The organism is Acinetobacter sp. WZC-1 (assembly GCF_052544965.1).
In genome coordinates, this window is record NZ_CP199370.1 from 1,317,466 (window position 1) to 1,331,108 (window position 13,643).

At 43.7% G+C, this 13,643-nt stretch carries 13 protein-coding genes and 2 pseudogenes; 8 read left to right on the forward strand and 7 right to left on the reverse strand.

What is annotated here, in order from left to right; genetic code table 11:
• Positions 1–2 precede the first annotated feature (2 nt).
• The 4 genes and pseudogenes from ACT6PV_RS06030 to ACT6PV_RS06045 all read left to right on the forward strand — a co-directional run bounded on the left by ACT6PV_RS06030 (position 3) and on the right by ACT6PV_RS06045 (position 2,497).
• The gene (locus ACT6PV_RS06030) at positions 3–341 is read left to right on the forward strand and encodes a cupin domain-containing protein (protein WP_445115537.1); all 339 of its coding nucleotides are present in this window, start codon (positions 3–5) and stop codon (positions 339–341) included.
• 61 nt (positions 342–402) lie between these two features.
• Positions 403–585 (forward strand): annotated as a pseudogene (locus ACT6PV_RS06035) (transposase); the annotation flags it as partial.
• Positions 586–658: 73 nt separating this feature from the next.
• Positions 659–811, forward strand: a pseudogene (locus ACT6PV_RS06040) (transposase); the annotation flags it as partial.
• Positions 812–1,246: 435 nt separating this feature from the next.
• Positions 1,247–2,497, forward strand: coding sequence for an MFS transporter (locus tag ACT6PV_RS06045; protein ID WP_445115538.1), 1,251 nt, complete (start codon positions 1,247–1,249; stop codon positions 2,495–2,497).
• A 4-nt stretch (positions 2,498–2,501) separates the two neighbouring features.
• Here ACT6PV_RS06045 and ACT6PV_RS06050 read toward each other — a convergent pair whose 3' ends face one another.
• Positions 2,502–3,290 (reverse strand): helix-turn-helix domain-containing protein, encoded by a 789-nt coding sequence (locus ACT6PV_RS06050; RefSeq protein ID WP_445115539.1) that lies wholly within the window; start codon positions 3,288–3,290, stop codon positions 2,502–2,504.
• 324 nt (positions 3,291–3,614) lie between these two features.
• Between ACT6PV_RS06050 and ACT6PV_RS06055 the strand changes: the two genes are divergently transcribed.
• Positions 3,615–4,178, forward strand: a complete 564-nt coding sequence (locus ACT6PV_RS06055) for an FxsA family protein (protein WP_445115540.1) — start codon at positions 3,615–3,617, stop codon at positions 4,176–4,178.
• A gap of 156 nt (positions 4,179–4,334) precedes the next feature.
• Positions 4,335–4,946, forward strand: coding sequence for a LysE family transporter (locus ACT6PV_RS06060; protein WP_445115541.1), 612 nt, complete (start codon positions 4,335–4,337; stop codon positions 4,944–4,946).
• A 52-nt stretch (positions 4,947–4,998) separates the two neighbouring features.
• Here the strand turns inward: ACT6PV_RS06060 and ACT6PV_RS06065 are convergent, their stop codons facing one another.
• The 3 genes from ACT6PV_RS06065 to ACT6PV_RS06075 all read right to left on the reverse strand — a co-directional run bounded on the left by ACT6PV_RS06065 (position 4,999) and on the right by ACT6PV_RS06075 (position 6,263).
• Complete coding sequence (locus ACT6PV_RS06065) at positions 4,999–5,199, reverse strand: hypothetical protein (protein WP_445115542.1); 201 nt, start codon at positions 5,197–5,199, stop codon at positions 4,999–5,001.
• 159 nt (positions 5,200–5,358) lie between these two features.
• On the reverse strand, positions 5,359–5,889 hold the full coding sequence (locus ACT6PV_RS06070) for an IS630 family transposase (RefSeq protein ID WP_445117042.1): 531 nt from the start codon (positions 5,887–5,889) through the stop codon (positions 5,359–5,361).
• Entirely contained in the window at positions 5,886–6,263 is a 378-nt protein-coding gene (locus tag ACT6PV_RS06075) for a helix-turn-helix domain-containing protein (RefSeq protein ID WP_445114631.1), read from the reverse strand. The genes ACT6PV_RS06070 and ACT6PV_RS06075 overlap by 4 nt, the downstream gene beginning before the upstream one ends.
• Before the next feature lie 286 nt (positions 6,264–6,549).
• Here ACT6PV_RS06075 and ACT6PV_RS06080 point away from each other — a divergent pair, with 286 nt between their 5' ends.
• On the forward strand, positions 6,550–6,798 hold the full coding sequence (locus tag ACT6PV_RS06080) for a hypothetical protein (RefSeq protein ID WP_445115543.1): 249 nt from the start codon (positions 6,550–6,552) through the stop codon (positions 6,796–6,798).
• A gap of 259 nt (positions 6,799–7,057) precedes the next feature.
• Here the strand turns inward: ACT6PV_RS06080 and metK are convergent, their stop codons facing one another.
• A complete protein-coding gene (metK, locus tag ACT6PV_RS06085; RefSeq protein ID WP_445115544.1) occupies positions 7,058–8,224 on the reverse strand; it encodes a methionine adenosyltransferase in 1,167 nt (388 codons plus the stop codon).
• Between the two features lie 573 nt (positions 8,225–8,797).
• On the opposite strand from metK, the gene tkt reads away from it, so the two are divergent.
• Positions 8,798–10,786, forward strand: coding sequence for a transketolase (gene tkt / locus ACT6PV_RS06090; protein WP_445115545.1), 1,989 nt, complete (start codon positions 8,798–8,800; stop codon positions 10,784–10,786).
• Positions 10,787–11,148: 362 nt separating this feature from the next.
• Here the strand turns inward: tkt and ACT6PV_RS06095 are convergent, their stop codons facing one another.
• Both ACT6PV_RS06095 and ACT6PV_RS06100 read right to left on the reverse strand, forming a co-directional pair.
• On the reverse strand, positions 11,149–12,588 hold the full coding sequence (locus ACT6PV_RS06095) for a diguanylate cyclase domain-containing protein (protein ID WP_445115546.1): 1,440 nt from the start codon (positions 12,586–12,588) through the stop codon (positions 11,149–11,151).
• 259 nt (positions 12,589–12,847) lie between these two features.
• Positions 12,848–13,627 (reverse strand): A1S_2505 family phage non-structural protein, encoded by a 780-nt coding sequence (locus ACT6PV_RS06100; protein WP_445115547.1) that lies wholly within the window; start codon positions 13,625–13,627, stop codon positions 12,848–12,850.
• Positions 13,628–13,643 lie beyond the last annotated feature (16 nt).

Sequence of the window (13,643 nt, forward strand, 5' to 3'; positions counted from 1 at the left end):
AAATGTTAACTTCAAAAAGTTGGAATGATTTAACAGATGAGCCATTAACTCTAGAAAATGTAAAAAAAAGATATATCCATACTGGTAACTATAGAATTCAATCAAATCATTGGAATCCAACTGATAGCATAAATGGTTTTTGGGCTCATTCATCTGGTATTACTACTTACTATATTCAAAAAGGCACAATGTTATTTCGAAATAGGGATACTCTGGAAGATATTACTGTGAGTACAGGAGATATTATTAGATTGCCTAGAGGTGATTATATTTTTAAAGTTGTTGGAGATACTCGAGTGGAGTTAATACAAGTAAGTGAGCTTCCTGAGGGATGGTCTTGAAAAAGATCCAGGGTCTGTCTCAATTATAGTAAAATTGTTATAAATCCCATACAATGGTAAAATGAGTTATTCAGAACATTTTAGACAAAAAGTATTGGCAAAGCTCGATGAAGGTTATTCTATTCGAGCGGTTGCTGCACAACTTGAAATTGATAAAAATACGATTGTTCAATGGAAAAAACGTATAGAGATCAAAAGAACCCGACCACATAAACCATCGAAAATAGATGATGATGTTTTACGCAATTGTCGACTTCCCTTAAACTGAGACATCCATAATTGGAAGTTTTCTGATTAAATAAGGTCAGGAGACAGTCATGAAGAAATCACGATTTACCGAGAGCCAAATCATCAGCATTTTGAAAGAAGCAGATGTTGGGATGAAAGTGGATGATATCTGCCGTAAGCATGGTATTGGTAATGCCACCTATTATGTTTGGAAAAGCAAATACGGCGGTATGGAGGGTAATCCCCCATACATATCTGTAAAAATAATTGAAATAGTGATGTCCACTCACCATTCTTTCCTTTTCTTCTTCACCCACGCCCACATCTTTTCTTGACCTTCCCCGAAAAACAGGGTCATTTAAAATAAATAATCGTCTGATCCTGGCTGAATTGATAAATAATCTGGCGGGTTGGTGATATATTTACAGGTATTTATTGCATATGATAATTATTCTCAATTCTAATTGCGGTCTATCCGATGACTTATTATTGAATAGACTGCAGCCCGATGACTGATGATCTTTAGTGGTTGTGGACAGTTGAACGTGATCATGGTGTTATTTTGTCGCTCAGTATGCTGCCTGAGTGAGCTGAACCTGAATTCGCCGCTATCAATTACAGTGATCACTTTCAGTCATCGGTGAATGATTTTCAGTTCAAGCATGGTGTAATGTCGTATGTCGCTTCATTCCAGACCAGTCAGACCGAGATGGTTACTCGTCAGTATTTACTCCACCCAGTATATTGGGGTGGCTTTCATTCTTGCTGCTGCGGTTGCCATTCTGCGGGAAAGCGGTATGGAGTTAAAACAGCTGGCCTTATTGAAATTAATCGCCATTCCCATTGCCGGGAAGATTTTCTATGCTCCCTTTATTGACCGTTTTCGTCTATTTTTTAAAGGCAAATATAGAAGCTGGCTGATTTTTTCTCAGTTGGTTATGGCGCTGCTGTTATTTTATATCGGGCTGATGGATATTCACCAGAACTTTAATACGATCCTGCTGTTGCTGATTATATATACACTGGCCACCAGTATTCAGGATGTAGCCATCGATGGCCTGACCTGTAAAGTCTTTGCTGAAAATGACCGACAACTGGCCAATAGTCTGCAATATGGCAGTAATCTGTTGGGGAATATTATTGGTGGCGGTATTATTCTGATGCTTTATCCCTGGTTGCAATGGCAGGGTGCCTTGTGGCTGCTTGCCGGTTTAACCCTGATCAGCTGGCTACAGATTATTGTGTTCCGGGAGCCTGAGCTATCGGCGGATGCTCAGCCTGACCTGAAACAACAGAAGATGAAGGCGATCATTGCCGATGCGGTGAATTTTGTCCGGCAGAATCGTTACTGGTTTTTCTTGCTGCTGTTGTATCCCATTGGTTTCAGTGCAGGATTCTCCATTTTAAATCCGATTCTGGTGGACAGTGGATGGTCCCTGAGCAGTATTGGGTTTGCCACTCAGGTGATTGGTTCATTGATTGGTATTTGCTCGGCATTTTTTGCAACTTATATGATGAATCGGCTGGGACGAAAAAATACATTGGTCTTTCTGACGTTTGCACAGGCTGCCAGTCTGATGCTGTTGTTACCGGTTTCAGTGGGCTATACAAGTACATTGTTTGTTTATATTGCCATTCTGGGCTATAACGCGATCAGTCCTGCATTGCTGGCGACACTGGCTACAATGGCCATGGATCGCACCGCATATAGCACATCCAAGGCAACGGTTTTTACCCTGCAGACGAGTCTGATGGTGTTTATCGGATTCATTTATTCAGCCCTGAGTCTGGTGGTGGCTCAGTATGTCGGTTATACCATGGATATTTTGTTGATTATTGCCCTGACTTTTGTGCTGGCCTGTGTGGTCTGGAAAACCCTGCCTACGGTGAAAATGGGAAATAAAGTGTCTGAAAGGGCACTTGATTGATCCGTTATTCCACCATTTTTTCCGCAAAGAATTTCTTTGGAGAATATTTCATGGCCTTTTTAAACATGGTAATGAAGGAACTGTCATTGATATAACCCAGTTCATTTGCAATGAAGGTGACACTTTTGCCATCACTCAGCCATTGCAGTGTGAGAATAATATGCAGACGCCGCCGCCAGTTGTGCAGTGAAAGAGTGGTTTCCTGTTTGAATATCCGGGTCAGGCTTCTCTCGCTCATGTGGCAAATGGTGGCCCATTCCGCCAGGCTCACCTTTGAATCAGGATGACTCAACAGCGTAGTGCTGATTTTTTTCAGCCGCTTGTCTTCCGGCAAAGGCAGATACAGCCATTGCTGTGGTGCCTGTTTAATTTCATCCATCAGCACATGCATCAGGCGTTCTTCTGCGCTGTTTTCCTGATACTCCACCGCAATTACACTGGTTCTTTTCAGCAGCGAGTCAAGAAAATCGCTGACCTGAATAATCTGACAATTGTCATGGTCAAGAATCTGTTCTTTTACCAGGACAACGTAGCAGGACGAAATACCGACCCCGCTTGCAGAGTGCAGGGTATGGCACGGAATCCAGATGGCTGTTTTTGGCGGGACAACCCAGATGCCTTTATGCGTTGAAATGGTAATCAGGCCGGAAATGGTGGCCAATAGCTGACTCTGGTGATGCTGATGCTCGCCGGACTCCCAGTCCGGTATGCCTGAGTCAACTTTCAGGACGGAAATCGGTCTGTCAATCTGATTCGGATAGGTATAGCGAAGATCAGTGGCGGTATTCATCATTCAGTATGGAAATCCTTTTGAGGGTCATGCAGAGTGTATGACAGGTACAGATTTCAGGTGCAGGATATGTTCACCTGACAATGCACTATGGTGCAATACGGACTGGATTTTCTGTTTCAGCATCCATTTTTCCTATAGACTAACCGGATGACGCATTTGAATAAAGTATGGCACAGTATTTTTATGGGGGTTTATTGATTTTATTCATGTACTGGCCTTTAAAAATATCAGTCTGCCCATACTATTAAATAAGATGTGAAAAATGCCGGATCAATCAGGCCTTATCATATTGAATTTATATTTTCCCAGAGACGATTTATTTTGATGAAATTATTTCCCCTAATCCTGATTGGTACCATTGCTGAAATCCTGGTGTGGATTGGTGTGGCAAAATTTATCAGCGGGTGGTACGTATTTTTCTGGTTCATTATTGCCTTTGTCATTGGTCTGAATATGATCCGTTCCAGTGCATCTGCCATTATGCCGCAATTACAGCAAATGCAGATGACCGGACAAATGGGGACAGATAAACAGGTCAGTAAAAAACTGGCCATGGTGATGTCCGGTTTTCTGTTGATGATACCGGGGCTGATCTCTGATGTGCTTGCATTATTGATTCTGATCCCGGGTGTTCAGTCTGTTGCCCGTCAGGCCTTCATGAAATATATGGCAAAAAAACAACAGGCGATGATGAGCAATATGATGGGGGATATGAATCAGGCAGGCGATGCCCAGCATCCTTTTGCAGATCTGATGCGTCAGATGCAGGACATGCAGAATGCTCAGGGGCGTGGCCAGTATGGTGACTCAGATATTATTGACGGTGAAGCGCGTGAGGTTGAGCCGGAACGTCAGCAGATTGAAGTGAAGGATGTCCGTAAGGAATAAGTGACGGGTGAAGCAGTGACGACAGTCCGTCAAAGCAAATCCGGCCGGATCGATTGAAACGATTCGGCTTTTTTATATGAAAAATCAATCAATTTTTAGTGAAGACATTAGACAGGCGCTATAATTCCTTTTTGTCTGAATCATAATTTTTTCTGCATGTCCTTATTACATTTTGTTGCCCAGCTCAGTCCCGGTCCGGACGTTTTACTGGTGGCCAGGAGTGCAGCGTCGACCACCCGCACCAATACCCTGAAAATTATACTGGGAATTTCTGTAGGCGTTATTGTGTGGGTGGCATTAACCCTGCTGGGTTTTAATGTGCTGATGAAGCAATGGCCGTGGTTACAGCAGCTGTTGATGCTGGCAGGCGGTTTTTTACTGGCAAAAATGGGTTATGCCATGCTCAAAGGTGGGATACTTTTACTGAAACAGAACGTGGTGCTGGATGGCCGTGTTGAGCAGAGAAGTGGCAGTTATTTTTTATGGGGTTTATTTACCAATTTATCCAATCCAAAAATGCTGATCTATTTCAGCAGTGTATTCTCACTTGCACTCAGTGCTGCAACAGATAAAAACCTGACTTTGCTGCTTGCGATCATCATTCCTGTTCAGAGTTTTGTGGTTTTTACATTGTTGATGCTGATGCTGTCCATTCCCCGTGTAAAAGCCTGTTATCAGCGGATGGGCAGTTATATTGATATCATTGCCGGGCTGCTTTTTTTATTTTTTGCGGTATTTTTATGGCTGGCTGCCATTGATCTTTTTTAAGTTTTTTATATAGCTGGATTTTTTGTACTTTATTTTTAATTTCTAAATCTATTTAAGTATTCTCAGAGGGCGCATCCGATTTTTTCGTAAGGGCCCGGGGTGGCGTGGCTGTTTCAGAGCTGTCAGCACATGGTGTTTTTGCCGGTAGATATTGTGCTGGATTCAATACGGCTTGCCGGTTCTCCGAAAACTGATAAGCCTTACTACGATTGGCTCTTTCCCTGAAACCGCCTTTGCTGATGAGTTTAACCATAACTAGGATTCTTTAAAAAAGTGGATGTTGATTGTTGGTTGTACACAAACCATCTGTACGCTCAGCTAAAATTGCACAGATGAGGCTGAAAATGTTAACAGATGGCATCTTAACACAAAAAGTATCATCAAAATGTTATAGCCACATGCAAATTAAGGGCTACATTTCTTTAAATCCGATATCCAGAGCCTCACAGATGGAAATATTCTGTTGACTTACAATATTCCTGACTTTCCTTTTCAGTACAGACCATGCCTGTTCAATCGGATTCAAATCAGGGCTATATGCCGGAAGGTAGGCGATCCGTACATTATACGTTTCAGCAAGCTGTTCTATTTCCCGGCCTTTATGAATGGATGCATTGTCCAGGATCAAAAGATACCCTGACCCGGGTAAATTCCGAAATAAATAATCAAGCCACCCTGTAAATAAATGTCTGTCACATGAACCCTGAAAAACCAGCGGTGATAGAAAACTGCAGGGAGCACTCGACCTTACCGCACTGATCATACTCATTCTTTTTCCATGACCGCCTGACTTTAAATCCTGACAGCGTTTCCCCTTAAATGACCAGCCATATTCTGCCGTGTCAGTTGTATTGATTCCTGATTCATCGATATACAGAATATTTTCCCTGCCATATTCCTGTTCCCACTGAGGAAGAATCCACTGAAATACGGTTCTGCTTATTTTGCAGGCCTGTCTGTAGAGGAAACTCTTTTTTTATGCGTCCATCCCAGTTTATGAAGCGTTGCCAATATGACATCATAGGAAACTGCATATCCGAACTGGTTTTTAAAGAGTGGAACCAGGTCTTTTGCCTGTGAGAACTTTGTATTTTCAACAAATACTTTGAAAGCAGGCAGATCCTTAATGGTTGAAGGTCTGCCCACATTGACAAGTTTAGGCTGAGCCAGCTGTCCTGTCTGCTGTTCAAGCAGAATCCAGTCATCCAATGTTGTGCGGGCGATATTGAACGTCGTGCAGGTATTCGATTTATGACCACTCTTTCGGTAGAATTCCATGACTTTCCGGCGTAAATCTTCTGAATATATCTTTGGCATATGGATAAGCAATTTAAAGGGGTTTGTCTATTGTAGCTCAAAAAGTGCATCTTGCTATATGTGCCTTTTCTGGAATATTTCAGCCGGGAATAGCATGCATGGTTGAATCCACTCCACAGGTTTGCTATATATGGATGATAATTTTTTAATAAACCCAGACATCCATTGCAGGCAGTCATATTTTATTAACGATGCAGGATTGAAATTTTTATCCTGCTGAAATAATATAGTGCTGCAATTATAAAATATGCAAATGGATGGCATATAAAAAAAATAGGAGAAATAAATGATGTACCAATACCACTGTGCTTGCTGTAACAAGGTTCTCAGCAGTAAAGATAAAGAGTGTTCCCATTGCGGTTCCCATCATATTCGCAGTCCGTTCAATGCATGGGTTTTCTGTGTTATGGCATGTCTTGCTGTCGTGGTGACCATTAAGCTGGTGCATGTTTTTGTTCAGGATCAGCAGAGTGAGGTTCTGGAACAGCAGACTTTACTGGATGTACTGAAACAGGATAAAAACAGAGGGTTTTAATGCCGGGAGGAATACTGATTCCGGGGTGTATGGTGGAAACCAGTCCGAACCGGGGCAGATGGGGGAAGAATAAATCATAATCCTGAGCCGATCAGGTTGGAGTGGTCAGGATTCAGGGGCGGATGCATCTGGGTTAAAACGATTAAGTCAGGTTAAATGTTGAATAAAAAAGACGGGTTCTGCTCAGACAGAACCCTTCTTTTTTATTGCCGCTTGTCCAGGGAGGGATCAACCGGTGGAAAATGACAGCAGCAAAAAATTATAGATTTGCTGCTGCTTGCAGATCGGCAACTTTATCTGTTTTTTCCCAGGTAAAGGCCTGATCTGAACCTTCACGACCAAAATGACCGTAGGCTGCAGTTTGTCTGTACATGGGCTGGAGCAGGTCAAGCATACGGGTAATGCCGTAAGGACGCAGGTCAAAATGTTCACGGACCAATTGAATAATCAGTTCATCAGAAACTTTGCCGGTATTGAAGGTATTAATGGAAATGGATGTCGGTTCTGCAATACCGATGGCATAGGATACCTGGATTTCACATTTATCTGCCAGGCCTGCTGCAACAATATTCTTGGCTACATAGCGGCCGGCATATGCTGCTGAGCGGTCAACCTTGGATGGGTCCTTACCGGAGAATGCACCACCGCCATGACGGGCCATGCCGCCATAGGTATCGACAATAATTTTACGACCTGTCAGACCACAGTCACCGACCGGCCCGCCAATAACAAACAGGCCTGTTGGGTTAATATGGAATTTGGTGCCCGCATGGAACATTTCTGCAGGAATAATCGGTCGGATGATTTCTTCGATCACCGCTTCCTTTAAGGCCGCCTGAGAAATTTCAGGATCATGCTGAGTCGACAGTACTACGGCATCCAGTCGGACAGGTTTGCCATTTTCATAGGCAAAGGTTACCTGGCTTTTGGCATCGGGACGTAACCACGGTAAACGACCATTTCGGCGCAGTTCGGCCTGTTTTTCCATGAGTCGATGTGCATAGGAGACAGGCGCGGGCATCAGTACATCAGTTTCACGGCTGGCATAACCAAACATCAGCCCCTGATCGCCTGCACCCTGATCTTCGGGTTTCTGGCGATCCACACCCTGTGCAATTTCGGGGGATTGTTTGCCAATCATGTTAATAATCGCGCAGGTTGAACCATCAAAACCGAGATCCGTATGATGATAGCCAATACCGTTGACGGTATGGCGAACGACAGTTTCAAAGTCTACATTGGCCGTTGTGCTGATTTCACCTGCTAATACAACAGCACCTGTTTTTACTAAAGTTTCACAGGCAACACGTGCATATGGGTCTTCTTTTAAAATTGCATCCAGAATCGCGTCGCTGATCTGGTCGGCCATTTTGTCTGGATGGCCTTCGCTTACTGATTCAGAAGTAAAAACACTGTATTCGCGCATGAAAATCCTACGGCTGTTGTTCTCAGATGCAATATGTTACATCCACTTGCCTATAATCACCAGGCCATTGTGATGAAAAAAATAAATTAAACATGCAATTTACATTTATTTACGGGGGCTGATCGGGCAGCATGGCGGATCCTTGTCATCATTTTATATTTGCCTTTTGGATTAAATATTATATTAAACAATAATTTGTTGTTTTTTTGATGAGTGTGATCAGGCATTGCATCAAATATTTTCAGTATCGGAAAATAGAATGATTATCACTGGTGTGCCCTGACACATCAGTGGATGGCTGAGCATGAAAAATCTCAGTTTATTCTGAGTTTTCCTGATGTTTCGGTCAGGATTGGCTACAAAAAGGGTCCAGGTATTTTTAACATACGGGCTGTGCAGCATCCGGTCCGGTCTGGTGGTTGCTCTCCGGGCTGTACGATTTCATTAATTTGACATCACATTGCATAAATATAAAGTTATGTCTTTACCCCGTACGCTTTTTTTAAGACAATATGTTGCAGTTTCAAGTTTTGATTCTCCTCCTTTATTTTTAATCTTATTGGACTCTGATCTATGACAACCCCGCTGAATGAACGTCGTGTTGCCAATGCAATTCGTGTATTGGCAATGGATGCTGTGCAAAAAGCAAACTCCGGACATCCGGGTGCTCCAATGGGGATGGCTGATATTGCAGATGTCGTATGGCGTGAATTTTTAAATCACAATCCGGCGAACCCTCAGTGGGCAAACCGCGACCGCTTTGTACTGTCAAATGGTCATGGTTCAATGCTTCAATATGCATTATTACATTTAACGGGCTATGATCTGTCCATTGAAGACATTAAGCAATTCCGTCAGTTACATTCCAGAACACCGGGTCACCCTGAGCTGGGCTATGCACCGGGGATTGAAACCACAACAGGTCCATTGGGTCAGGGGATTGCCAATGCAGTTGGTTTCGCACTGGCTGAGAAAACACTGGCGGCACAATTCAATAAAGAAGATATTCAGGTTGTGGACCATTTTACTTATTGTTTTCTGGGCGATGGCTGTTTAATGGAAGGGATTTCCCATGAAGCGTGTTCCCTGGCGGGAACGCTGGGGCTTGGCAAACTGATTGCTTATTATGATGACAACGGCATTTCAATTGATGGTGAAGTGGAAGGCTGGTTCTCTGATGATACAGAACAGCGTTTTCATGCATATGGCTGGCAGGTATTACGGGTTGATGGCCATGATGCGGACGCCATTCGTCAGGCGACTGTTGCAGCAAAAGCTGAAACAGCAAAACCGACATTAATCATCTGTAAAACCATTATTGGCTTGGGGTCACCGAACAAGCAGGGCAAGGAAGACTGCCACGGTGCGCCACTGGGGAGTGATGAAATTGCCTTAACCCGTGCAGCACTGGGCTGGAAGGAAGAATCATTTGTGATTCCTGCTGACATTTATGCAGCATGGGATGCAAAGGATAAAGGGGCGAAATCAGAAGCAGCCTGGAATGATGTACTGGCTGCGTATCAGGCGAAATATCCGACTGAAGCAGTGGAATTGCTGCGTCGTACCAGGGGTGATTTACCGGCAGATTTTCTGGCGAAGGCGGATGCATTTATTTCAGAGACCAATGCCCGTGCAGAAACTATTGCGACCCGTAAGGCCAGCCAGAATACACTTCAGGCCTTTGGTCCGTTGCTTCCTGAATTACTGGGCGGTTCTGCTGATCTGGCCGGTTCCAATCTGACGCTATGGAAAGGCAGTGAAAGCGTAGAGGAAAACCCTGCCGGTAATTATGTTCATTATGGTGTACGTGAGTTCGGTATGACAGCCATTGCCAACGGGATCGCGCTGCACGGTGGTTTTATTCCCTATGTGGCGACCTTTCTGATGTTTATGGAATACGCACGTAATGCGGTGCGGATGTCTGCCCTGATGAAGCAGCGTGTGATTCATGTCTATACCCACGATTCAATTGGTCTGGGTGAAGATGGTCCGACACACCAGCCTGTAGAGCAGATTGCATCATTGCGTGGAACACCAAATCTAAATACGTGGCGTCCTGCCGATACCGTTGAAGCAGCAGTTTCATGGAAGTCTGCATTGACCTATGCAGAAGGACCGACAGCATTAATTTTCTCCCGTCAGAATTTGCCATTCCAGCCGCGTAGCCAGACGCAAATTGAACAGATTGCAAAGGGTGGTTATGTGCTGGCTGAAGAAAAAGGCGAATTGAAAGCGATTATTATTGCAACCGGTTCTGAAGTCTCGCTGGCGATGGAGGCACATACACAACTTGAAGGCGTACGTGTCGTTTCCATGCCATGTGCTGAGGAGTTTGTAAAACAGGATGCGGCTTATCGTGAAGCGGTATTACCGGCGCATATTCGTGCCCGGGTGGCTGTAGAGGCTGCACATGTGGATTACTGGTGGAAATTTGTCGGATTGGATGGCCGTGTGATTGGCATGACCACTTACGGTGAGTCTGCTCCGGCAAAAGATCTTTTCCCGTTCTTTGGGATTACAACGGAAGCAGTTGTTGCTGCGGTCAGGGAATTAACGGTCTGAACAGCATATGGCTGATCTATCTATTCTGAGCGTGTATAGTCGGCATGTAAAAGCCAGGCTTGTGTAAAGCAGTAAGTAAGATAAGTCGGCTGAGATCAGCTGTGCATGAAAAAGGCTGAATTCTGTGCAACAGGATTCAGCCTTTTGATTTTAATGTTGTTTTATCTAAAAACTTTATCTGAAAAATCTTCCGATTATACATAAGAAACATTCTGCCGTTCCAGTGCGGTCAGATTGAGACGGTCACAGTTATGGAAATCAATGCATTCAACCTGAAACTCTCCACAGCCTTCCCAGTGGTCTTTAATGACAGTATGGTCTTCTATGTCGGTGCAGGTTTTATCCATTAAAGGCTGAAAATATCATGTTTCAGCCTGGATGTAGGCATAAAAATCCTTTTTCTTCTGGTACATGCGTTGATCTGCCCGTTTCAGCATATCTTCTATACTTTCACCATCAAGTGTGGTGGCGTGTCCCATGGCAACACTGATCGGATGTGCTGAATAATACTGGTTGTCTATATTCAGTAATTCCTCCATGGTCATCATGATTGATTCAACCACCCGGGTATCTGCACCCGGTAACAGCACGACGAATTCATCGCCACCGATCCGTGACGCTGTGTAGTTGGTATGACTGATGGCCCGATTTAAAATATCTCCCATACGCCTGAGCAGATCATCACCAATGTCATGTCCGAAGGTGTCATTGATTTGCTTCAGTCCATTCATGTCCAGGAATATGGAAGATACCGGTTTCAGAATACCGCGTTCAAGACGATTCAATTCTTCTGTATAAAAAGAGCGATTAAACAGTTTGGTTAAAATGTCATGCTTTCCCAGATACTCCAGATAACTTTCTGCTTTTTTACGCGCGGTGATATCAGTCAGGGCGACCTGAACCAGACTCCAGTCATGTTCATGACCGGGAAAAACGGTAAACTGGAGCAATACATTGCGGATTGAGCCATCCAGCGCATAGTTGATGGCTTCGCACTGGTGATGGGTTCTGCCATTCCACAATTCAATCAGCTGTTCCCTGAAGGTCCGGTACATTTCCCGGGCAAATACCTTATTCAGATTTTTGTACAGCATTTCCTTGCTGTCCGCCTTGAACAGGTCCAGTGTGGCCTGATTGACATCCAGTAATAAAATGTCTTCTATGCACTGATTGACAAAATTTGAATGTACATCCAGGAAAGTCCGGAAATCTTCAATCCCAATCCGGCGCAGCTGATCCATGCGCATTTTCACCCGACTGAAGTCTTCCACCCACAATGAAGTTGGAGAGTAGGTGAATCTGGATTCTGCCAGACGTCGATTTTTTTCTTCAAGACGACAGGCGTTCTGGTAGTCGGTAATATTTTCCAGGGTCAGTAACACAGATTCAAGGGTCTGTTCTGAGCCGGGTAATATCACAGCATTTAACTTGATATCCAGCATTTTGCCCGAAAGGGTGTAATGCGTCATGATCTCTGAAAACTCGCTCTGACCTTCCCAGAGGGAAACCAATGCCATAATGTGTGAGTGCCGCATATCCTGCTGGAATATGGTGCTGAGACTATCACGGAATTGTTGCAAATCTTCGGCTTCGAATATTTCAAGTGTACGGCGGTTCACTTGAACAATTCTGATTTTATTGATGCAGTGTACCACTCGTGAAGATTCTTCTTTTAAAAAGCGCCTGAGGTCGGTTACACCCTGATCCCGCCATAGATCAAATTGTTTTTTTACTTCACGATAATTTTCCAGTCGCATGGGAATAGGTGATAAATCAAATATTGAGGGCTCCAGTATGTCCATTTAAGATATCCCTATTTCACTCTGATTAATATTTCTAAAATATACCACCAAGAATAATGTGATATCAAAAGCAATAACAGTTATTTATGTTAATTGTTTCACAAAAATAAACTATTATACTTATGGCTTAGTGTGTTAGGAGATTATGTTTTATTAAATTGATCTAATGAATCATTAGCTGTAAGAGCGACAGTGTGATGAAAAAAGACAAAAAACCGTCAATTGATATGGATTTTTCAGGGGGGGAGACAGCAGCCGTTTATTTCCTGGATTTACAGGCGGCTTTTGGGCGTGAAACTTCGCGTTCACCATTCCATACATCAATAAAGTCTTTCTCATTGATTTGATAAAGTTCCAGCAGAGCTAAAATTGCACCACCAAAAATCATGGAGTCTTCTGAGCTGTGATTGAACTGGAAAATTTTATGGTTGAGCGTGTTCAGAATATCGCTGATTTCATAACTGCGATCACGGCCATTGCTGTCACAGGGATACATTGGCGTATTGACCGCAATGATGGCCAGGCTTTTTTCAGCTTCGCTCAGGGGTAATTGCCTGATGGCTGTCGTCGGATCATCATGAAAGATAATCGTGTCCTGAAAAATGGTCTGTAATAGTTGCTGACTGAGTTTTGGCAGGGTTTTTTCCACAAAGGCATGGAAAGAGGCAGGGAAAATGACATTATGGGCAATGCCCCTGAACATCGGTGCAATTTCCTCGACTTTATAGCCGGCTACACCACAACCGACGGCTGTAATAAAGAATCTGGTTTTTGGGTGGTTTTTGACATAAATTTTAAAATCGTCAATATAGTGCTGGATATGGGACAGCGGCATTTGCTGCAGGTGTTCATTCATGGTCGGAATGGCAAAACTCTGACCAGCCCAGCCACGACCTGCGCCCTTGATGGCACCAAAATGCAGAAGTGCAGTTTTAGCCGCCCCTCCGGCATGCGTACCTGCCAGATTGCTGCCAAAGACAAAAACACTGTCTTCCGGCAGGTTTTTTATAAGGGTCTCATCATGATAGTGGTAGGTCATGGCATTTTACAGGTGC

Excerpts from the sequence above, each read along its gene's own strand:
- ACT6PV_RS06030 (WP_445115537.1), top strand. The coding sequence starts at position 3 with ATGTTAACTTCAAAAAGTTGGAATGATTTAACAGATGAGCCATTAACT.
- ACT6PV_RS06045 (WP_445115538.1), top strand. The coding sequence starts at position 1,247 with ATGTCGCTTCATTCCAGACCAGTCAGACCGAGATGGTTACTCGTCAGT.
- ACT6PV_RS06050 (WP_445115539.1), bottom strand. The coding sequence starts at position 3,290 with ATGATGAATACCGCCACTGATCTTCGCTATACCTATCCGAATCAGATT.
- ACT6PV_RS06055 (WP_445115540.1), top strand. The coding sequence starts at position 3,615 with ATGAAATTATTTCCCCTAATCCTGATTGGTACCATTGCTGAAATCCTG.
- ACT6PV_RS06060 (WP_445115541.1), top strand. The coding sequence starts at position 4,335 with ATGTCCTTATTACATTTTGTTGCCCAGCTCAGTCCCGGTCCGGACGTT.
- ACT6PV_RS06065 (WP_445115542.1), bottom strand. The coding sequence starts at position 5,199 with ATGGTTAAACTCATCAGCAAAGGCGGTTTCAGGGAAAGAGCCAATCGT.
- ACT6PV_RS06075 (WP_445114631.1), bottom strand. The coding sequence starts at position 6,263 with ATGCCAAAGATATATTCAGAAGATTTACGCCGGAAAGTCATGGAATTC.
- ACT6PV_RS06080 (WP_445115543.1), top strand. The coding sequence starts at position 6,550 with ATGATGTACCAATACCACTGTGCTTGCTGTAACAAGGTTCTCAGCAGT.
- metK (WP_445115544.1), bottom strand. The coding sequence starts at position 8,224 with ATGCGCGAATACAGTGTTTTTACTTCTGAATCAGTAAGCGAAGGCCAT.
- tkt (WP_445115545.1), top strand. The coding sequence starts at position 8,798 with ATGACAACCCCGCTGAATGAACGTCGTGTTGCCAATGCAATTCGTGTA.
- ACT6PV_RS06095 (WP_445115546.1), bottom strand. The coding sequence starts at position 12,588 with ATGGACATACTGGAGCCCTCAATATTTGATTTATCACCTATTCCCATG.
- ACT6PV_RS06100 (WP_445115547.1), bottom strand. The coding sequence starts at position 13,627 with ATGACCTACCACTATCATGATGAGACCCTTATAAAAAACCTGCCGGAA.